Here is a 20,598-nt window from a genome sequence, read left to right as displayed (position 1 = left end):
GCTGCGGCTCGTTCTCCAGCGATTCCACCCGCGTGGCCGGGATCTGTGCGTCGTGGAAGAGTTCGGCCATGCGCGAGGCGGGGCCGGGACCTTCGGTGGCCACCACCACGCGCCATTGGTCGCGCACGCGGGAACCGATGAACTCCATCATCTCGGCCACGTCGCCCTGATAGCCCCTGGGTTCCCGGGCCGCGATGGTCAACGTGTCGATGTCCAGCACGGTTTCGTCGTCGGGGTTGAACGACGTGATAAACCACCAGGACACCTGATGCTCTCCGGCCGCCGCGCGCGTGTCGGCCAGGGAACGGAAGCCGGCCTGCTCCAGATCCCCTTGCAGCGCCAGGTCCAGCGGCGCGTTCCCGCCCTCGGAGGCCGTGGCCCAGGCGGCGGCCAGAAACTCGTCGTTCGTGGTCTCCAGGTCGTGGGCCCGGGTGCGCACCTTTTCCGGCTCAATAACGACGGCGATGGATCCGGGCGGCAGCTCCCCGACAAACGGCACCATGGCGTCCACCAGCACCGGCGACAGCGATTCCATGCCTTCGACCGCAATGCCTCCGGCGATCTTCTCCAGCATGTCCGCCGCGGCGGGCATCTGGTCCTTGAGCTTTGCCGCACGGCTCATCACCGCCGGGGTGATCAGCAGCTCCCGGCACGGCGGGGCGTACAGCCGGGTGGGGTGCTTGACGTGCTCGCCGGCCAACGACCGCTGGTCCGCCACCGCGAACCAGCGCATCGATTCGACCTCGTCGCCGAAGAATTCGATCCGCACCGGGTGGTCATCGGTGGGCGAAAAGACATCCAGAATCCCGCCGCGCACGGCAAACTCGCCGCGCCGGCTGACCATGTCCACGCGGGCGTAGGCGGCTTCGGACAACCTGCGGACCACGTCGGTGAAGGCGACCTCGTCGCCGACCGCCAGCGCAACCGGCTGCAACTCGCCCAGCCCCTGGACCAGCGGCTGAAGTACCGCACGCACCGGCGCGATGACCACGCGCAGCGGCGACGCACCGTCGTCGTGCTTCAACCGGCGCAGCACCGAGAGCCGGCGCCCCACGGTGTCCGAGCGCGGCGACAGCCGCTCGTGCGGCAGCGTCTCCCAACTGGGGAACTCCTCGATGGATTCATCCGGCAGGTAGCTCCGCAGCGCCGCGGCCAGGTCTTCCGTCTCCCGCCCGGTTGCCGTCACTGCCAGCACAACACCACCGGTGGTCGACGAAGGCGCTCCAGCGCCGCGTGGAGACCCTCCGGCCTCCAGCCCCTGCACCATCTCTGCCAGCAACGCTGCCCGCAACCCGGGCGGTGCACCGATCTGCAGGTCCTCGCTGCGCTCTGCGACGGGCCGGGCCGACTGCAGCCGCACCTTGGCGAACGAATCGTCCTGGGCGAGGGCTGTGCGCAGTCCGTTCAGGCTCATTGTTTCCATCTTCTTCCGGTCGGGGCGCAACACGAATACCCTCCAGTTCGGCGGAACTGAGGGTCAGAAGTCCAACTTTACCGCGCACAGTAGGATGGATGTTGGCCCAATCAGTTCCGAGAATTCCGGGAGTCTTTATGGCGCTCAGCGCTTCCACCACCCTGCCCTACTCCGCAGCCAAGGTCACCGAAACCTTCACCGACGAAGCATTCCTGCGCCACATCAGCGAGTTGGTCGGCGGCTCCCTGGAGTCCGTGCAGCGCGACGGCGACGTGTCCGGCGCCTTCACCCTGACCGTGGTCCGCAAGGTTCCCAGCGCGCGGCTGCCGGCGATCGCCAAGAAGATGCTGGGCGACTCGCTCACCGTTACCCAGACGGAACGGTGGCAGGCGCCCGCAGCGGATGGCTCGCGCACTGCGGACGTGACCATGAAGGTGGCCGGCGCGCCGGTGGACGTCAACGCCGTCCAGCAGCTGGTTGCCGACGGGGGTTCCACCCGCGTGGACCTGACCGGCGACGTAAAATCCTCCATCCCGTTCCTGGGCGGGAAGATCGCCGCGGCCGCCGAACCCATGCTGGGCAAGGCCCTAAACATCCAGGCGCAGCAGGCCGAGGCCTGGCTGTCCGGCCGCTCCTAATCCGGGAGCCGCAGAAGTGAACATTCCAGCTGCCCTGGCCTGGGTACTGATCCTCGCCGGCGTGTGGGCTCTGCTTGTCTGGACGCCGCACCTTGTCCGCGTGTGGAAGGATCCCCGTTCCAAAGACGAGAAAGGCGCAACGACCCGCTACTTCAACATGGAGTTCATGAAGGCAACCACCTCCATGATCCTGGGCCTTGCCACCTTGGTGATCGGCGCCCGCGGGCTCTCCGGGTAAGCAACGAGGATACAAAGGGCCGGGCAGCACGATGCGCTGCCCGGCCCTTTGCCTAAACTGCGGTCAGTTCGCCGCCAGCAGGGCTTCCTCCAGCGCCACCCACGCCAGCATGGCGCATTTGACCCGGGCCGGGTAGCGGGAAACACCGGAGAGCGCGGCGGCGTCGCCGAGGATTTCTTCATCCGCCTCGATGCTGCCCCGGGAACGCATCAGTTCGCGGAAGTTGTCCACCACTTTCAGCAGCTCCTCCCGGTCCATGCCCTGCGCCAGGTCGCTCAGCACCGACGCGGAGGCCATCGAGATGGAGCAGCCCTGGCCGTCCCAGCTGATGGCGGAGAGGGTGATGGCCGCACCGTCGTCGTGCACGGCTGCCCGAAGCGTGATCTCGTCCCCGCAGGTGGGATTGAGCATGTGCGACTCGCCGGATTTATCGCCCGGCGGCGGATCGGCCAGCGGAGACCCGTTCCGTTTTTTGGCATGCTCCAGAATGATCTGCTGGTACAGCTGCTGCAGTTCCGCGCTCACGTCAGTTGGCTCCAAAGAACGGGCGGACCCCGGCGACGGCGTCAAGCAACGCGTCGACGTCGTCCGTGGTGTTGTACAGGTACGTGCTGGCCCGGGTGGTCGCCACCAGTCCGAGCCGCCGGTGCAGCGGCTGGGCGCAATGATGGCCCACGCGCACGGCAATGCCCTTGTCATCCAGGAACTGCCCCACATCGTGGGCATGCACGCCGTCCACATCGAACGCTGCCAGCCCGATCCGCTCCTCGCCGGCGGCGGGGCCGAGCACCCGGACACCATCGATGGCCTGCAGGCCGGCTACCAGCCGCTGCCCCAGCTCCGCTTCCCACGCGTGGATCCGGTCCATCCCCGTCTCCTGCAGATAGTCCACGGCCGCGGCCAGCGCCACCGCCTGCGAAATCCGCTGCGTCCCGGCTTCGAATCGCTGCGGAGACGGCAGATAGTCGGCCTTTTCCATGGTCACGGTGGTGATCATGGAGCCGCCGGTCAGGAACGGCGGCATCGCATTGAGCAGCTCCGCCTTCCCGTACAGCACGCCGATGCCGGTGGGACCGAGCATCTTATGCCCGGAGAAGGCGGCGAAGTCCACGTCCAGCGCCTTCACGTCCACGCCCATGTGCGGCACCGACTGGCACGCATCAAGCACGACGACGGCGCCCGCCTCCCGCGCCAGCCGCACCAGGGTGCCCACCGGGTTGATGGTCCCGAGCACGTTGGAGGCGTGCGTGAACGCAAACACCTTGGTGCGCGGGCCTATGATCTGTTCGGCCTCGTCGAGGCGCAGGGCACCGGCGTCGTCCACCGGGATGTAGCGCAAGGTGGCACCGGTGCGGATGGCGAGTTCCTGCCACGGAATCAGGTTGGCGTGGTGCTCCATCTCGGTGACCACCAACTCGTCGCCCGGTCCCAAGACGAATCGCGATGCTGCTTCCCCGCCGCGTCCGGCGCTGGCGTTGGCGTTGGAGAAGGCATACGCGACCAGATTGATGGCCTCGGTGGCGTTGGACGTCCAGACCACTTCGTCCATGCCGGCATTGATGAAGCCGGCGACGGTTTCGCGCGCGTTTTCGAAGGCATCCGTGGCCGAGACCGCCAGCGAGTGGGCGCCGCGGTGCACCGCAGCGTTGCGCTGTTCGTAAAACTCCTGCTCGGCCTCCAGCACGCACAGCGGGTTCTGCGAGGTAGCGCCGGAATCCAGATAGACCAGCGGCGAGCCGTTCACCTGCTGGTTCAGGATCGGGAAGTCGTTGCGGATGCGCCGGGCCTCGGCGTCGTCGATCATGCCGGCGGCATGTTTGAGCGTTGCGGGTGTGGATACCACAGACACCTTGGGGTGCTCCTTGGATCGATGGGTGGAACCGGTTGTCCCGCACGCGGCGCGTGCCTATAGCCGACAATACGCAAGACAAGTCTGCGCTAATCATCCCACTTCGCCGGGCGCCGGTCACGTGAGTCCTGCCTAACCCGGGGGCATCGACCGGCTCTGGGCGCCCGGATTTCCGGGGGTTCGGCGGCCGGAACCGCTCTCCGCGCCACTGGCCTGCCCTATACAAAGCCCCGCCGGCTCGTTAGAAACGAAGCTAAGCACCATCGTCTCGAACCGATCTGCAGGAGCCTCATGCCGATTCATCCCCAGCAACCCGACCGCGACGCGCTGCGCCAGGTCGCCGAAGAATCGTTCGGTTGGAACGTCCTCCGCGAGGGGCAACTGGACGCTATGGCCGCAGCGGCCCGCGGCGAGGACGTCCTGGCCGTGATGCCCTCGGGACATGGAAAGTCCGCCGTCTATCAGGTGCCGGCCGTCGCCTTGCCGGGCACCGCCGTCGTTATTTCTCCGCTGATTGCGCTGCAGTACGACCAGGTGGATGCCATCAACGAAGATCTGCGCGCCCGGCGGGCCTTCGCAATCAATTCGCAGCAGAGGACCTCGGCCGAACGCGCCGCGTGGGACGCCGCGGCCAGCGGCGAGGCGAAGTACCTGTTCCTGGCCCCGGAACAGCTGGCCCGTGAAGAAACCCTGCAGCGGCTGGCAGAGCTGGACATCTCTTTGTTCGTGGTGGACGAGGCGCACTGCATCTCTTCCTGGGGCCACGATTTCCGGCCCGATTATCTGACCCTCACTCCGGTGGTGAAGCGGCTGAAGCACCCGCCGGTGGTGGCCCTGACGGCAACCGCGTCGCCGCATACCCGAACGGAGATCATCGATCGCTTGGGGATGCAGGAACCCTTCGTCACGGTGCAGAGCTTCGACCGGCCGAACCTCAACCTCCGGGTGCTGCGGCACCACGAAGACCGCGGCAAGCGGCAAGCCGTGGTGGAGCAGGTGGCCGGATTGGGCGGACCGGGGCTGCTGTACACGGCGACCCGCAAGGACACGGAGCGCTACGCGGCCGAACTGGCCGAGCGCGGCCTGCGGACGGACGCCTATCACGCGGGGCGGCGGGCCGCCGACCGGGTGGCTATCCACGAACGGTTCCTCGATGGCGAGGTGGACGTGGTGGTGGCGACCTCCGCGTTCGGCATGGGCATCGATAAGCCTGACGTCAGGTTTGTGGTGCACGCGGACATCCCCGACTCGCTGGACAGCTACTACCAGGAGATCGGCCGTGCCGGTCGGGACGGTGAACCGGCGCAGGCGGTTTTGCACTATCGGTCCGAGGACCTGGGCCTGCAGCGTTTCTTCGCCGGCGGTGCCCCCGATCCGGACGAGCTCGCCGCCGTCTTCGGCGCTATCCGGGAGCACGGTCCACTCCGCCCGGCCGCGCTGCGCGAACAGACCGGCCTCTCGCAGCGGAAACAATCCCGTCTGCTCAACCTCCTGGAACACAGCGGCAGCATCGCCGTGAACCGCAACGGCTACCGGGCGGTCGGAGGGGCGGACCCCTCCTCGGCCGCGGACAAGGCACAGGCGGAAGCCGAATCGCGGCACCGGATCGACGAATCCCGGATCGAAATGGCCCGCGGCTACGCCGAGACGGACCATTGCCGCCGCGACTGGCTGCTGAACTACTTCGGCGAAGAGACCGACGGCTACTGCGGCAATTGCGACAACTGCGAGGCCGGGTCGGAGGCCGTGGCCGACGCCCGGGAAGCCGAGATGCCGGAGGGTTATGAGATCCAGCGGCCGGTGAAGCACCGTGAATGGGGACCGGGCATCGTGATGGGGACCCAGCCCGACCGGATCACGGTCCTGTTCGAGTCGGTCGGCTACAAGGACATCGCGCTGTCAGTTGTCCGGGAGGACGCTGGCTTGTTGGAGTCGGTGGAGGAGGAGTAACTGTGTGTCGCGGATGGCGAGCTTCAATCGGCTGTCATCTGGACCGTAGAGGCCTCGGTCATACCCGAGTCGAGTAGATAGATCGAGTATCGACCGAGATGACCGGCAAACCGCTAGGCATCATGCTCACCATCTGGGTCTATTTGGGGCACGGGTCAGTTCGGCGCCTGCGGTGCCAGCCGGTAACCGACGCCGCGGACGGTCTCCAGCCAGCGAGGCGAGCGCGGATCGTCCCCCAGCTTGCGGCGAAGGTTGCCTATGTGGACCTCGACGGCGCGCTCGTCAGCCGCACTGACAAAGACGCCGGTGTCATAGTGTTGGTCCCTCAGCTTGTGGACCAGGTCCGGCTTGGTCCGGACCACGCGCCCGCTTTGCATCAACTCGTACAGCAGATCGAACTCGGTCCGGGTAAGTTCCACGTCCCGGCCGCCGAGTTGCGCTGTGCGGGTCGCCTGATCCACCACCAGACCATTGTGCATGAGTGCGCCGAGTTCCCCTGCAGCAGACGCCGCCTGTGCCGCCTCCGCAGCCGAGGTCCCGGATTCCGCCGGCTTTGGCACACCGGCGGCATCGGCTCCGGGCTGGCGCGGACGGCGTAGCATGGCAGAAATCCGGGCTCGCAGTTCACGAGGCCGGAACGGCTTGGTCAGGTAGTCGTCTGCCCCGGCCTCTAGCGCCAGCAAAGTGTCCAGCTCTTCGGTACGTGCCGACAACATCACGATGTAGCCGTCGCTGAACTTGCGTACTTGCCGCGCTACTTCGAAGCCGTCAAAATCCGGCAGTCCCAAGTCCAACGTAATGATGTCCGGTTTGTAGCGCCGGACCGCTTCGACGCCGTCGGCACCGTTGGCGGCGGCATGGGTTGCGAACCCTGACTGCTGTAAAACCGATTTCAGAAGGCTGCGGACGTCCCTGTCATCCTCAATAATGACTGCCACACGTTGACTATTCACGCCGCCCCCCGACTTTGCCTGAACTGAACCGTAATGCTGCACCAATAGAGTTATAAGGCCGGAGTATACCCGCCGCGGTGCAGGCAATATTGGGGCTCATCCAAGGCGGCATTGCGGGGTCGGGGGCTTGCCTCAAAGGGGGCAAAGGTTCCGGGAAAGGACAAGGTACGAAATGCCCGCATCCTATAGGCGCTGGCTGGCCCGTAGTGCCATGGGAAAACGCCGCGCCGCATGAACTTTGGCCATCAGCCGCTGGTGGCCTCCGTTGCGATGGTGGCGGCCGCGGCTGTGTTCCATCCTGGGCGGCTAGCTGTATTGACCTGAGAGGTTGAGTACGCGGCTGGCCGGTGGCCGACCTTGAGTGAGGTGTGCCCGCGGTGGAAATTGTAGTCGTGGAGCCAGCCGGCAAAGGCGGCCAGGCGTTCAGCCTCTGACCGGTACGGTTTGGCGTAGGCCCATTCCTCCAGAAGGGTGCGGTTGTAACGTTCGACCTTTCCGTTGGTCTGCGGCCGGTAGGGGCGCGTTCGTTTGTGTTTGGTGCCGGGACCGAGAGCTGCGGCGAAGGCGTGGGAGCGGTAGCAGGAGCCGTTGTCGGTCAGCACGCGTTGAACTTCGATGCCGAGGCCATCGAACCAGGCCGTGGCACGTTCCCAGAAGGCGGCCGCGGTCTCCTTCCGCTCGTCCTCGAGGATTTCGGTGTAGGCCAGGCGCGAGTGGTCATCGACCGCGTTGTGCAGGTAGGCGTAGCCGGGACGCCGGTTGGCGTCGGTGCCGGTCTTGTTCCTGTTCCCGGTTGCCTTCCCGACCATCCGGTGCCCGCCGCCGTCGGGGATCCGCCCGAGCTTCTTGACGTCCACGTGCACCAGATCCCCGGGCGCGGCATGCTCGTAGCGGCGGATCACCCGCCCGGTGGCACGGTCCAGCCAGGCCAGCTTCGCCAGCCCGTAGCGGGAGAGCACCCGGTGCACGGTCGAGGGATGTATGCCCAGCAGGTATCCGATCCGGGCAGGGCCCCAGCGCCGGTTGATCCGCAGCGCGATGATCCGCCGCTCCCGGCGCTTCGGAGTCCTGCGCGGGCTGCGGGCCGGCCGGCTGGACCGGTCCTGCATTCCAACCTCGCCGTGTTCCCGATAGCGATTGGCCCAGCGTGAGGCCGTCGTGACGCAGACCTGGAACCGCTCCGCAGCACGGCGCAGCGGCCAGCCGTCGCCAGTAGGGACAGGGAACACAGCCCGCTACTTAGGACACGATTCGCGTGCGGATCACGGATGCTGGCCTAGCGGCGCCTAGGCTGAAGAACAGGGAGCAGGAAATTCGCTTCCATTGTTTTCCGATGACGCACGGTCATCCACCAAGCCTCCCGCGCTACCCCCTGCACAGTAAACAACCTCGCCATCTGGGCTCATGCCCACCGATCGGCGAAGAGTGACATCGTCGACCAAGCCGCAGCACATTCAGCGGCCAACGAGGGTACGCATTCGAAAATGCATTCCGTTCGCGTTGACCCTGTCCGCAAGCCCCTCGCGACTGCCGATGTCAAGCTTGGAGTAAATCTTGGAGTAAATACAGTAGATGTGGCCCTCTACCGTGCGGACGGAGAGCCCCAGCCGCTCGGCGACCTGCTTTGACTACGTTGGCTACCAGGGCCGCTACGTCGCGTTCCGGATGAGTGAATTTTCGCCACTTGCCCCTGTTTGTAGGGACTGGGGGCGTAACGTCCGGCAGTTGTGCCCGCTGCTCATACAAGAGCGTCGCCGCTAGCTTGGCCAGTTTCTGGTTGCCGTCGCGGCTCGCGGGACCGGGCGCTGAGCCCCCCCCGGCTTCGGTTGCCATTAAATGGAACGGCGGGCTGCCAGGGCCGCCGCTTCAAGTAAGTTCCCGGCATGCCTCTCCCGGAGAGCGCAGGCGTAAGCCGGAGGACTTACGCTTCCGGCCCGTCGCATCGCCCTGCGCAGCGGATGGCCAGCTCCAGCATCTGCCGGGCGGACGCGGCGCAAAGCCCCGCGCGGCCCCATGCCGCCTAGGCTTCTGCGAGCAGCACCAGTGCCAGGATCCGCAGTTCGTTGCTCGCCGAGATGCGCGCCAGTTCCTCCAGTTCCCTTCCGGTCCGGGTGAACTGGCCTACTAGGTGGCGGGCGTTCAGGCGCAGGCGAAGACCCTGCCTGCTGGGGTCATGCCGGCCGCCGGTCTCCCCCCTCGATCCGCTCAAGCGCTCTCTCCCAGTTGTCGGCCAGACCAACAGCTCCGCGTCACCGCCGCCTTCGAGCATGATGAGCTGCCGGCTTACCATGACCGCTTCCGCGAGGACTGCAGGGTCCGTGGCGGCGTTGGGCACCGGCCTGACCGCTGCCGTGGCCAGTTCAAGGCGGCCCTGATACAGGTAGGCGCGCCCTTCCTGCACGGCGGCCCCGTGCCGGCACGCCGGATCTGGAACGACGCCGGCCAGCTGCAGCGCCGTGGAGTGGTCCTAGTTTGCGTTGGCGGGTTCGGGCGGCGGCCAACAGTTCCCCTGCCGGCACCGGTTCGCCGCTCTCCAGTCCCCAGCGGGCAGCCAGCATCCGCTGCTCACTCGACAGCCCGAACCCCTCCTTCCGCCCCCCTGAACTAGGAGTGGATCTTCCTTTTCAGCCGGAAGGTGCCCAACGGGCGGACGGAGTCCTCATTCAGGTGGGCCTTGAGGCGCACGGAACGTCCGCCCTGGCTCGGCTCCGTGTCCACGAGCCCGGCCGTCTCCAGGGTGTCGAGGACCGCGGGCTTGATAAGCGGCTCCGGTCCGGCGATCTCGATGGGTCCGGTAAGAGCCAGCGTCAGCACCCCGTTCCGCTCCGCAGCTGCAACGCGCTGCAACTCGGTTTTGGTCAGGTCCGCCAACGGCCGGCTGCAACGCGGCAGCTCACCGGCCAACAGCCACACGCCGTTGCGCTGGACCAGGAGGCCCAAACGCCGTCCCTCGGCAATCAGCGAAGTCAAGCCCTAAGGGGTCTCTGCGGGCAGCCTCGGCGAGCATCCGGCTGGTTCACGGCAGGACCGGGCCATCCAGCAGAACCTCGCACAGTTGGTCGTGCAGGTGCGCATTGTCCACGAAGCCGATGACTGGCCGACCGTCTGCGCGTTCCCGCAGCAGCTGACTGATTCCGGCAACCACCTGAATGGGATGCCCCAGCCGCTGATCCTCCATCTCGCTGATCAGGTACGTGATGGCGTCGTAGGGCATCGCCGAAACTAGGGCGCCACCGCGAACCGTCTCGATGTGGACGCGGCCCTTGAGCCGGGAAAGTACCCGCCGGGCCAGGGTGGTCTTGCCGTTGCCTACCTCGCCGAGGAGCATTGCGCCGGCGCTGTCCGGTCCGGTCAGGGCGCCGGCGAGCGCCTCGGCTGGGCACCCGCGCTTAGCAGGAAGTGCCCGTGGCGGACGCGCAGGGACGGATCGGAGTATTCTTCCATGTTCGAGACCTAACTAGGACCTTGAGGACTGAACCTGCAAGAAGCCCAGGTATCGACAGGGCACCGCGTCTTGGGTAATACGTACCGGCCAAACCCACTGAGTAACCGCCGGGTAGTCGCGGAACAGTGGAAACGATTTTGGGTACCACCGGAAACTGCGGACGTGGGGGCAGCACTACCCACCCGCCGGCCGTCCGGCGGGTGGGTAGTGGGTAGTGGGTAGTGCTCAAGAGCCGAACATGTCTGGAACCAGGTCCTCACGACGGCTGATGCCCAATTTGTTGAAGGCGCGGTAGATGTGGCCTTCAACCGTCCTCACCGACAGCGACAGTTCCCGGGCGACCTCAGCATTACGCCGGCCCTGGGCGACGAGATGGACGATTTCGCGTTCGCGCCGGGTCAGCCCGACGGCGCCCGGCGACACCGCATTGCCGGATACAGCGTCCGAGTCTGCTCCAGGGCCCGGGCGGTCTCCTCCGCCCGGCTGCTTTCCGCCGCCCCGTCGAAGCAGGGCCAGTTCCTGCAGGGCGGGCACCAGTTCCCGCCCCAGGGACGTGCACGCCAGCTGATCATCGGCCAGCAGTTCCGCGCGTTGCAACGCGTCCAGCGCCAGCATCAGGAGCCAGTCCCCTCCGGCGCCGGAACACAGCTCCCGGAGCCTGACGGAGTCCCCGGCCAGGAGCGCCCTGGCAAAATCGTTCAACCCGGCAGCCCAGTCGGAGTCAGCGTTGTCGGTCACCTTGAGCAGCGTGTCCAAGGCGTCCAGATCCCCGCTCCTCAGTGTCAGCAGCGCCAATTCGATCTCGGTGCTGGTCCACCCCATGCGCCCTGCCTCGTGCGCGGCCGCCCGCAGTTCGGTCAATTCCTCCGGATCCCCGCGAAGCCGGTAACCGGCTGCAGCCACATAGCCGCGACACAGCTGTTGGAGCTGAACTCCGGCTGAGTAGCCCGTTGCGGCGTAACGCTCCAGATAGCCTTCGGCCGTCCGTGCCTCCCCGGCCAGGGCCGCGGTGTACGCGCCCACGGCCAGGGCCAGGGGCAGCAACCGCTGCCTGTCCGACACGGCAAGCCCCTCGACGGACGCCCGCAACGTCAGCAGTCCGGCCTCCTGCCTGCCCTGACCCAGTTGGCTCAGCGCGGTGATGAGACCGACTGTTCCGCCGGTGTGTATCAAGGTCCTCGACCCCATCCGCGCATAATCATCCAGTACCTCAGGCAGTTGCTGCCAGGCACCGCATCGGATCAGTCCCAGCGCATGGATGGGCAGGACCAGCGCGGCATGCCTGCATAGGCGCTCGGGGTGGCGCCGCAGCAGGGCGGCAGACTGCCCGGTCAGCTTCACACCTTCTTCCAGGCGGGCTGTGTGGATCAGCAATTCGCCCAGCATCGCCTTGGCGGACAACTCGTCTTCGGGTGACAGATCGGCCCGGGCCACGAGCCGGCGCAGGTCAGCCTCTGCCTCCGCGTAACGCCCCTGGGCGACCAGGCCGTGCAGGCTCAGCAGCCGGACCCCGGCAAGTGCCGGTTCGAGGTCGACGGGGAGATCGCCGGAGGTGTCCGCGGCGAGGATCCGCTGCATCGTCGCCGCCCACCGTTCGGCGATCCCCGACAAATCCTGCGGATGACCGGCTTCCAGCCGCAAATCGGCCTCGAGCAACGCCGCCTCCCGGGCGACGTCGGAGTCGGCTGCGGCGTCGAGGATCCCCGCCACGGCCAGCCCTGCCTCGGCTTGGTCTCCCTGACTCAAGTGTGCCCGTCCGATTTCCACCTGCACGGCGTGAACGTAGCGGGCGTCCTTGACGGCAGCCGCCGCCCGCAGGGCTGTCCGGCCGTCGAAGAGGTTGTTGGCCAGGCTGGCGGCGCGCAGTAACTGCTGATCCGGGACGGGGAGTCCGCAGTCCAGGGACCAGGCGAGCAGCCTGAGCTGCCTGTCATCGGAAAAGGGTCCGTTACCGGTCAGGTCAAGGGTGCGCTCACGGATCCTTGCGCTGCGGCCCGCCGGAACCAGCTGCCGGACCACTTGCCCATAAAGCGGATGGGACATCCTGACGGTCTTCTGCGGCCCTTCCGAAATGATGATGAGTCCCTCTTCAGCCAGGATGTCCACGTCGGCCCCGGCCGCGGCCTGCAGCAGCACCTGCAGCGGCAGGGGGTCCGCGAGAGCGACGGTTTCGAGCACCTCGCGCACCCGCTCCGAGTGCCGGCCCAGCTGTCCGGCGACCAGGTCCCTGAGCCGGGGATCTGGCGATGGAAGCTCGCCCGTGAGCAGCCACATTCCGTTGCGCTCCACCAGCGCCGCCCTCCTGCGCGCCTGGGCCAGCAAAGCCAGGACGAATACCGGATTGCCACCGGACGCCCTGCTGATCGATTCACTGCTGCTGGGCAGGATGGGTGCGCCCAGAATTGTGCGGCAGAGCTGATCGACTTGGGCGTCGGTCAATGGACTGAGCACATGGCGCTGGAGGATTCTGTCGGTGACCAGCGAGTCGATCTCCTGGGGCGATTGTCGGCCGGCCTTCCCCAGCGCAAGGATCCGGGCAGCGCCGGATGAAACTAGCTGCGCTGCCAGGACTGCACTGTTTTCGTCGAGGTCATGCACGTCGTCGATGACCAGCAGCACCGGGCGGCCGTCTGCGGAGTACTGTCCCACAGTCGCCTTCAGCGAGCGCATCGCCGCCAGTACCGACCCTGACTCCTGCGGGGCCAGGGGTCCCAGATGCGGTGCCAGGGCGCCGAACGGGATCTGCGAGAGCGCCGGGCTCGCATAGATCCACACCGGGTGGACCAGCTCACCGAGCCGGCCGACAACTGACCGGGCAAGGGTGGTCTTGCCCATGCCGGGCTCGGCGACGAGCAGGACCCCTCCGCCCGACCCGCTGACGCTGTCGGCCACCAGGGCGGCGTCCTGCTCTCGGCCCACCAGTTCGTTGGAGCCAAATCCCTCCATCATGACGCCGCCCCGCCAGCCTGGCCCAGTACCTCGCGCAGTTCCGCGCGGCTGGAGACATGCAGTTTGTTGTAGATCCTGCCCAGATGCCAGTCCACCGTGCGGGGCGAGAGATGCAGTTCCCGCGCGAGGGAGGAACTGCTGCGTCCCTGCCCGGCGGCGTAGGCTAGCTTGCGTTCAAAATCGCTCAGCTCCCTCAGCCTCCGTGCTGCACCGTGATGGCGGTGCAGCCTGCGGAAACTCGCGTTCTTGAGGGCGCGGGCGTGACGGGAGCGGGATTGGTCCGAGGCCGTCTTCTCGATGGCAGCGGCAAGCTCGTAGGCGAACAGGTCATTGCCCTCCGCGCTGGCGATCTGTTCGGCCTGCAGGAGCAGCCGGTTGTCCTCACGCAAATGGCCCGCGGCATAGAGGTGATACATCCGCGCCAGCGGCCAGTCCTCGCCTTCGGTATCCGCAAGGAGGCGCCGGACAGCTGCCGGATCTCCGAGCCTGGCGGCTGCGCCCAGCAGCAGCACGCGTGGGCCGTGCGCCCGCCCGGCGGTGCTGTCGGCCAAGGCCTTCAGCTCCCCCAGCGACTCCTCCCGATGGCCGAGTCCCGCGGTGGCCAGCACACGGAAATAGTCCGTCAGGACGGGGCTGCCCCGGGGAGCCGTCCGGTCCAGCCGCTCGCCATCCATCAGGTACTGCTTAGCCCGGGCATAATCTTCCTGCAGTCCCGCCGCATAAGCCGCGGCTGACAGCGCCAGAGGCAGCATGCCGCGCGAATCGGAGACTTGGAGCTGGCCGACCGCGCCCGCCAACTCGTCACGTGCCAGCTGGGCGCGCCCGCTGGCGGCATGCAGGAGCCCCGCGGCCAACTGCCCCAGGGTGCCGGAGGCTGCGGGCAGCGGCTGCCCCGCTTCCGGCTGCAGCAGTTGCGTGCAGCGCTGCCACCTGCCGGCGGTGAAATGGATCTGCCAGATGCCGAAGAGGAATTCTTCGCCGCGGGCGGGCAGGAGGTCCACGGTCGAGAGGATTGCCTGAAGCTGCTCGGCGAGATCACGGGCAGCATCCATGCGCCCTGCTGCGGCATGCGAGTGTGCCAGCAGGCAGCCTGCCCGAAGCCGGGCGTCCACCGGCGCCGCCGGGTCGCCGAAGATCGGACCGACGGCGTCAGGCAACGGCATTGCGCTTCGTCCGGATACCGGGCTTCCGGTGCACACCGCGTTTTCGGCGGCCGCCAGCAGAATGTCCCGCCGCAGGGTGCGCAGGCCGGCGTCCGCCTCGTGCTCCTGTATTGCGGCCCCTGCAGCCTGAAGCTCCCGCAGGAGCGCGGCAGCCTCGCCTGCCCGGCGGGGAATGGCCCGCAGCGCCTGGTACCGGGCCAGGAGCAGGCGCCCCCGGAGCTGCCGGTTCCCCCGATTCCGGCGGCTGATTTGGTCCAGCAAATCCATTGCCCGGGACGGATCGCCCAGGCTAGTCAGGGCTTCGACCTCCGCCAGGCCCAGTTCGGCATGCCGGTTCTGCTCCGGCACACTGCGCGCAAATCGAAGAGCGGCGGCTGGCGCCGAGAGCCGGTTAGCCAGTCGTGCCGCGTTCATTATCGTCTCTGCGGAGACAGTACCGCCGCAGTCCAGGCTCCATGCCACAAACTGGACCAGGGTTTCAGCCGGAACCTGGGCAGCCTGGATGCCGGGTGCGACGGAAGCCCAGAGCTCTAGGCTCCTGCCCGGCTGAACGAGGTCGCGGACCACCCGGGCGACGAGCCGGTTCGAGAGCCGCATCACGGGCTCCCGCCCGGTGACCATTTCAACGACGCCGCGCTGCTCGAGGTCGTCCAAGACGTCGGCCGCCACGCCATTCTGCAGCAGGGCCAGGGGCAGTTCGGCGATGAACGCCAGCAGTTCCACCACCTGCCGCTGTTCAGGCGCGAGCCGGTCCACCCAGCCGCGAAAGACGTCGGCAATCTCGCCTGAATGCACGACGTCGCCAGTCAGCACCCAAACGCCGTCCCGATAAACCAGGGAGCCGGCACTGCGCTGTTCCACGGCGAGCAGCCGCAGGTACAGCGGGTTGCCGCCGGTCACTTGCCACAGCTCGTTGAGGGCGGCACCGGAGACCTGTCCGCCCAGGACACCGGCGAGAAACTGCTTCGCCTCTTCGCGGGTGAAGTTGCGGATGTCCAACCGCAGGAGGCGGCCTTCGGACCACAGATGAATGAACTCGTCGGTGGACCCGGTCGTTTCGGAGATGCCTGCGACGATCTTCGCCGCTCCGGTCCGGGCCAGCTGCGTGATCACCGTGGCAGTCATCGCATCCAGCTGCTGCGCGTTCTCCACCAGGAGGATGAGCATGCGCCCCGCCGCGCTGGCAGCGAGCAGCCGGGCGGCCTCCTGGAGCACCAGCAACGGGTGTCCTAATGCCTCCTCGCGCATGTCACTCAGTAGGAAGCCGAGTGCCCCATATGGTGTTTCCGCCGTGGCGGAGCTGCCTCGCACGGGGACCACGTGTGCTTCGCTGAAGTACTTGTCGAGCACGTGCCGCGCCAGGGTGGTCTTCCCCGCCCCCGGCTCCCCGACGAGCAACAGTCCGCTGCCCGTTTCCGCCTCCAGCCCTTCGCGCGCCATTTTCACATCGTCTGCGCGCCGGATGAAGCCAGGCGGGGAAGGCGCAAACCGGATTTCCGCGGGACCTGCCGCGACCTGCCGCCACTGATTCCGTGTCCCCTGAACTTTGCCAGGAAACATTGCAACATCCGCCATACCACTCCCCCAAGAACGGCTTCTGCACTGGAGATACCATTCAGCGAGGGGCAGCCAGGAAGCCCTGACCACTTAGTAGATTTGACTCATCACGCAGATCATTACGATCGGCGCGCCCCCTCAGTGAAGTCGCTGATCCCAATACCAGTATTGGTTGCCATCCGAGGGTTGGGCGCAAAGAAGACCGAAGTTTCGCTCAAGATTGCCTTCAAGAGGAATACTCGTGCGCTTTTCGCCCTTGAGGGCCCTGAGGCGAGCATCGCGCGTTTGAGGCGGGCAGGGTACTTCGAGACCCGGGAAAGTTGGTGCCATCGCGGAGGATTTCCTCGTCCGCCTCGATGCTCCCGCACAAACGCATGTGCGCGGAGAAGGCGACGAAGTCCACGTCCAGCGCCTTCACGTCCACCGGCAGGTGAGGCACGGACTGGCAGGCATCGAGCACGACTGCGGCGCCCTTCTCCCGGGCCATGCCCACCAGCTTCTACACCTGGTTGATGGTGCCGAGCAACTTCGAGGTGCGAGTGAACGCCAGGACCTTGGTTCGCGACCCGATCAGGCGCGCTGCCTCCTCGAGGCGCAGCGCGCGGTCGTCGTCCACGGGCATATTGCGCAGGGTGGCGCCGGTGCGGAAGGCGAGTTCCTGCCATGGAATCAGGTTGGCGTGGTCCTCCATGTCGGTGACCACGATCTCGTCTCCGGCCCTCAGGGCGAAGCGCTCCGCTGCCTCGCCGCCGCGGCTGGCACTGGCGTTGGAGAACGCGTAGGTGACGAGAGTGAGCGCCTGGGCGGCGTTGGATGTCCAGATGATCTCGTTGGTCCTGGCGCCCACGATGGCAGCTACGGACCCGCGGGCGGCCTTTAACACGTCGGTGACCCCCACGGCCCAGGGTATGGGCGCCGCGATGCACCGCGGCATTGTGCTGCTCGTAGAACTCCTGCTCGGCCTTCTGCACGCACTGCGAATTCTGGGATGTCGCGCCGGAGTCCAGGTAGACGAGCGGATGCAGTTGATCTTCTGGTCCAGAATGGGAAAGTCGTTGCGGATGCGGGTCTCGATACGGAGCAACCGTATCGACCAGCGGGGACTCTGGCGCCGCGGGGTTTGCCCGTCTCAACGGACCTCAGAAGCCAGGGGCCGGGAGTCGGTAGCAGCAAGCGCCTGGCGCAGTGCCGTACTGGAGGTATGAATTGTGTAGGGAAAATAGACCACTTCCACCCCCACGGTGGCAAAGCGGCGCTCCAAGTCCAGCCCTTTCGCAGTGCCGCGCCAGTCATCTCCCTTGAAGAAGACGTTGAACTGCACCTGCCGCCAAGTATCCAGCTTGTCCGGGAGCACTTCCGCAACCGCCTCGTCCACGCAGTTGATGCTGCCGACTATATCCAGCCGTTCGGCCAGTGGGATCACAGGCCGCGTGCCCTTTTTCTGCTCGCATAGTTCATCCGACACCACCCCGGCAATCAGGTAATCGCAGTTGGCCTTAGCCTGCCTGAGGATGTTGAGGTGGCCGATGTGGAATAGATCGTACGCTCCGGCGGCATAACCGATTGTCAATGACACAGTTCATCCTTTGTTAGTAGGTCTGGCTAGTAGGCTCCGACCGGTTTCACCAGCATCCTGGCGGTCCGGAATAGGATCATGAGGTCCATGGTCAGGGACCAGTTCTCCACGTAGTACAGGTCTAGGCGCACGCTCTCCTGCCAGCTCAGTTCCGAGCGGCCGTTGACCTGCCACATGCCGGTCAAGCCGGGTTTGATGTAGAGGCGGCGGTGGGTCGATTTGGTGTAGCCGCTGACTTCGCTTTCCAGCGGCGGCCGCGGCCCCACCAGGCTCATGTCCCCGATCAGGACGTTCCAGAACTGCGGCAGCTCATCCAGGGAGAATTTGCGCAGCCAGCGCCCGCTACGGGTGACCCGCGGGTCCTCCCGCATCTTGAACAGCGGGCCGTCCGCCTCATTGTGCTGGAGCAGGTTCACTAGTTCCGCCTCCGCCGTGACCACCATGGACCGGAACTTGTACATCCGGAAGGTGTGGCCGCCGCGGCCTACACGCTCCTGGCTGAAGAACACCGGACCCGGGCTGTCCAGTCTGATCACCAGGCCAAGCACGGCGAACACCGGCAGTAGCAGCAGCAGGGCGCCGGCGGAAAGCGTCACGTCCAGCAGCCGCTTAAGCAGGTGCTTTATGCCGCTGAACTGGGGCAGCTCCACGTGCATCAGCGGCAGCCCCTCCACCGGGCGGAAGTGGATCCGCGGGCCGGCCACATTGGTCAACCCTGTGGCCAGCACCAGCTCCGTGGCGGACTCTTCCAGCGCCCAGCCCAGATCACGGATGTAACTGCTGCCTCCGCGGACCGGACCGGCAACAATCACCGCCTCCACCTGCAGCCGGGGCAGTGCCTCCACCGCCCCTTCCAGCTCGGCGACAACAGGGACGCTGCGCCCCTTAACGGTCAGGGCCTGGTCCCGGTCCTTTGCCGGCAGGGCAGCGCCCACCACCTCGTAAGCCGTTCCAGGCTTCCTGTGAATTTGGCTGATGACGTACGTGACGTCCTCGAGACGCCCCAGCACCACCACGCGCCAACGGCAGCGCCCCCGGCTCCGTTCGCGTGTCAGTCCGTGGCGCAGTGTCCGCCGTGCGCCCATCAGGCCGGCAAGGCCAACAGGCAGGGCCAGGGCAAAGTAGCCCCGGGAAACGTCGACATCGGATGCCAGCACCACAACCGCCGCCAGACCGAAGGTCAGCAGCGTGGCACGGACAACTCGCTTGTATTCTTCGGAACCGGTACCCAGCACGCGGGTGTCCCGGCTGCGGTAGGCCGCCAGCATGAGGAGCCACGCCGCGCCCAGGCCCAGGGACATGAGGCTGTAACTAAGGTTCTGTCCGTCCCCCGCCAGATCCGACACGCCGAAGCGGACCGACTGCGACAGTAGCAACGCCGCGGCAACAACCAGCACATCGGCTGCGATGAGCATCCGGCGGTACCTGCTGGACCAGTGCGGGCCGGAATCGGTGCCGGCGCGCCGGACAGGCCGGCCGCGGAGGTAGCCAGCACGCGGATACCAGACCTCGGCGCGCAACGGTACCGCGGTAGATAGCTCACCGGCATGCAATTCAGTCACGACTGCGACCCTCCTAGGCAACATCACAACACCGTTCTAGGCGAAGGGGCCGACCGCGACTGGGGGCTGAAGTCCTGGTTTCAAGGGGACTTCGGCGCGGCCGGCCCCGCCTCGGATCCGGGTGGGGGCATCCCGAAACGGCCGCAAGCCGCGGCCCCTGCACGGCGACGGCCGTTCAAGCCCGGCCGGCGCCTAAGAAAACCCTAAGAGCCGCGCCGGTGGCGGGCACGAGTAGCCGCAACCCATCCTCCACCGTGAATACGTGCCCCGATCACCCGAAATACCTAAACCCGGGGCCGGCTACTTGGACCGCCCGAACGCCGGCACTCTACTTTGCCTGGGCGCCTGCTTGACCTGCGGTTTTGGCCGCGAAAAGCGTTGCCCGGCACCGTCTCCGAACCTAGAGTTTGGACCACTTCAGCCGCCTTGGCGGTCTGGAACTATGCCGAGGAGCGTCACCGTGTACGAACATGATTCCCCACCCGACGGACAGGCCGAGGACACGCAGTCCCGCCCCGAGCCGCGCCGCCGGCGACGCCGGGAGGTCATTGCGGGCGCGGCCGTGGTGGCTGTGCTGGCCGGCAGCTGGGCGGTGTCCGCCACTGCCGCGCCAACGCCTGCCCGTCCGGGCGGAGCCGGGCCGCAGGCAGCGCAGACCACCGCGGCCCCAGGTCCCGCAGCAGAAAAGACCGAACCAACAGCGGCGCCTAACCCGGCGCGTGTTCTCTCCTCCGAAAAGCCGGCGCCCAAGGCCACGCCGGAGCCCAAGCGTGCCAACTCTGCCAAGAAACCGGCTCGGGCCGGCGGACTGAAGACACCAGATTCCTGGCCCCGCAACGGCAAACCCATCAAAGCCACGGAGAAGACCGCCGTGGCCGCGTTCTTCAAGAAAGCGGCGGGCATTTCCGCCCCCGCGGAAGACCGCCGCGATGGAGCGCTGCCACCGAAAATCCCTGACTATTCGGCTATTGCCTTCGGCTCGGCCTTGGGCGAACTGGAGGCTCAATTCAACGAGTTCTCAGCCAACCAATGGACTCAGACCGGCACCGTGGCAATAGTCGGGGAACCGAAGGTCGAGCCGATGGACGCAGACGGAGTGCCCATCAAGCGTGTCTACATCTGCCTTGACTCCAGTTCCATAGAAGTCACCGACGCGGACGGCATCCCCGTCTTGGAGGCCGCGAAGCCCGGTACCCGGACCGCGCTGAATGTTTATGACTTGCAGGAACACGACGGCGAATGGCTCGTCAGCTCCCACAGTTTCCCCAACAATCCCGACTGCTAGTTCCTCGAGCAAGGATTTT

General features: G+C 66.6%; 14 protein-coding genes and 4 pseudogenes. 4 read left to right on the top strand and 14 right to left on the bottom strand.

Annotated elements, in window-relative coordinates:
- Positions 1-1,414: pseudogene (locus AC5RWT_RS07135) on the bottom strand (transcription-repair coupling factor); the annotation flags it as partial.
- Positions 1,415-1,551: 137 nt separating this feature from the next.
- Here AC5RWT_RS07135 and AC5RWT_RS07130 point away from each other — a divergent pair.
- Entirely contained in the window at positions 1,552-2,052 is a 501-nt protein-coding gene (locus AC5RWT_RS07130) for a DUF2505 domain-containing protein (protein ID WP_494079711.1), read from the top strand.
- Positions 2,053-2,068: 16 nt separating this feature from the next.
- On the top strand, positions 2,069-2,290 hold the full coding sequence (locus AC5RWT_RS07125) for an SCO4848 family membrane protein (protein ID WP_494079705.1): 222 nt from the start codon (positions 2,069-2,071) through the stop codon (positions 2,288-2,290).
- Between the two features lie 63 nt (positions 2,291-2,353).
- Here the strand turns inward: AC5RWT_RS07125 and sufU are convergent, their stop codons facing one another.
- Both sufU and AC5RWT_RS07115 read right to left on the bottom strand, forming a co-directional pair.
- Positions 2,354-2,815 (bottom strand): Fe-S cluster assembly sulfur transfer protein SufU, encoded by a 462-nt coding sequence (gene sufU / locus AC5RWT_RS07120; RefSeq protein ID WP_494044666.1) that lies wholly within the window; start codon positions 2,813-2,815, stop codon positions 2,354-2,356.
- Position 2,816: 1 nt separating this feature from the next.
- Positions 2,817-4,139 (bottom strand): cysteine desulfurase, encoded by a 1,323-nt coding sequence (locus AC5RWT_RS07115; protein WP_494079704.1) that lies wholly within the window; start codon positions 4,137-4,139, stop codon positions 2,817-2,819.
- A 291-nt stretch (positions 4,140-4,430) separates the two neighbouring features.
- Here AC5RWT_RS07115 and AC5RWT_RS07110 point away from each other — a divergent pair, with 291 nt between their 5' ends.
- Positions 4,431-6,089: a RecQ family ATP-dependent DNA helicase gene (locus tag AC5RWT_RS07110; protein ID WP_494079703.1), complete on the top strand. Its 1,659-nt coding sequence runs from the start codon at positions 4,431-4,433 to the stop codon at positions 6,087-6,089.
- 155 nt (positions 6,090-6,244) lie between these two features.
- Here the strand turns inward: AC5RWT_RS07110 and AC5RWT_RS07105 are convergent, their stop codons facing one another.
- From AC5RWT_RS07105 to AC5RWT_RS07055, 11 genes and pseudogenes are all read right to left on the bottom strand, one after another.
- Positions 6,245-7,042 carry a response regulator transcription factor gene (locus tag AC5RWT_RS07105; protein WP_494079702.1) on the bottom strand — a complete coding sequence of 266 codons (798 nt, stop codon included), beginning with the start codon at positions 7,040-7,042 and terminating at the stop codon, positions 6,245-6,247.
- Between the two features lie 306 nt (positions 7,043-7,348).
- Positions 7,349-8,250 (bottom strand): annotated as a pseudogene (locus AC5RWT_RS07100) (IS481 family transposase); the annotation flags it as partial.
- A 246-nt stretch (positions 8,251-8,496) separates the two neighbouring features.
- Positions 8,497-8,658 (bottom strand): annotated as a pseudogene (locus tag AC5RWT_RS07095) (hypothetical protein); the annotation flags it as partial.
- A 404-nt stretch (positions 8,659-9,062) separates the two neighbouring features.
- Positions 9,063-9,443: a hypothetical protein gene (locus tag AC5RWT_RS07090; protein WP_494079701.1), complete on the bottom strand. Its 381-nt coding sequence runs from the start codon at positions 9,441-9,443 to the stop codon at positions 9,063-9,065.
- Positions 9,444-9,646: 203 nt separating this feature from the next.
- The gene (locus tag AC5RWT_RS07085; protein WP_494079700.1) at positions 9,647-10,012 is read right to left on the bottom strand and encodes a hypothetical protein; all 366 of its coding nucleotides are present in this window, start codon (positions 10,010-10,012) and stop codon (positions 9,647-9,649) included.
- A gap of 46 nt (positions 10,013-10,058) precedes the next feature.
- On the bottom strand, positions 10,059-10,370 hold the full coding sequence (locus AC5RWT_RS07080) for a hypothetical protein (protein WP_494079699.1): 312 nt from the start codon (positions 10,368-10,370) through the stop codon (positions 10,059-10,061).
- Between the two features lie 342 nt (positions 10,371-10,712).
- A complete protein-coding gene (locus tag AC5RWT_RS07075; RefSeq protein WP_494079698.1) occupies positions 10,713-13,436 on the bottom strand; it encodes a helix-turn-helix transcriptional regulator in 2,724 nt (907 codons plus the stop codon).
- A complete protein-coding gene (locus tag AC5RWT_RS07070; protein WP_494079697.1) occupies positions 13,433-16,039 on the bottom strand; it encodes a helix-turn-helix transcriptional regulator in 2,607 nt (868 codons plus the stop codon). Before AC5RWT_RS07070 ends, AC5RWT_RS07075 begins: the two co-directional genes overlap by 4 nt.
- Positions 16,040-16,523: 484 nt before the next feature.
- Positions 16,524-17,246, bottom strand: a pseudogene (locus tag AC5RWT_RS07065) (aminotransferase class V-fold PLP-dependent enzyme); the annotation flags it as partial.
- A 39-nt stretch (positions 17,247-17,285) separates the two neighbouring features.
- Positions 17,286-17,732, bottom strand: a complete 447-nt coding sequence (locus tag AC5RWT_RS07060) for an FAD synthase family protein (RefSeq protein WP_494079696.1) — start codon at positions 17,730-17,732, stop codon at positions 17,286-17,288.
- Between the two features lie 26 nt (positions 17,733-17,758).
- Positions 17,759-19,294, bottom strand: coding sequence for a sugar transferase (locus AC5RWT_RS07055; RefSeq protein ID WP_494079695.1), 1,536 nt, complete (start codon positions 19,292-19,294; stop codon positions 17,759-17,761).
- Between the two features lie 460 nt (positions 19,295-19,754).
- On the opposite strand from AC5RWT_RS07055, the gene AC5RWT_RS07050 reads away from it, so the two are divergent.
- The gene (locus AC5RWT_RS07050) at positions 19,755-20,579 is read left to right on the top strand and encodes a hypothetical protein (RefSeq protein WP_494079694.1); all 825 of its coding nucleotides are present in this window, start codon (positions 19,755-19,757) and stop codon (positions 20,577-20,579) included.
- Positions 20,580-20,598: the final 19 nt, after the last annotated feature.

Source organism: Arthrobacter sp. Dra40, from assembly GCF_059091905.1.
Note: the sequence above shows the minus strand (reverse complement) of the source record. Positions and strands in the feature narration are given on the sequence as shown.

Bases quoted from the DNA above. Each gene is read 5' to 3' on its own strand.
- AC5RWT_RS07130 (WP_494079711.1), top strand. From the start codon at position 1,552: ATGGCGCTCAGCGCTTCCACCACCCTGCCCTACTCCGCAGCCAAGGTC.
- AC5RWT_RS07110 (WP_494079703.1), top strand. From the start codon at position 4,431: ATGCCGATTCATCCCCAGCAACCCGACCGCGACGCGCTGCGCCAGGTC.
- AC5RWT_RS07080 (WP_494079699.1), bottom strand. From the start codon at position 10,370: ATGCTCCTCGGCGAGGTAGGCAACGGCAAGACCACCCTGGCCCGGCGG.
- AC5RWT_RS07075 (WP_494079698.1), bottom strand. From the start codon at position 13,436: ATGATGGAGGGATTTGGCTCCAACGAACTGGTGGGCCGAGAGCAGGAC.
- AC5RWT_RS07070 (WP_494079697.1), bottom strand. From the start codon at position 16,039: ATGGCGCGCGAAGGGCTGGAGGCGGAAACGGGCAGCGGACTGTTGCTC.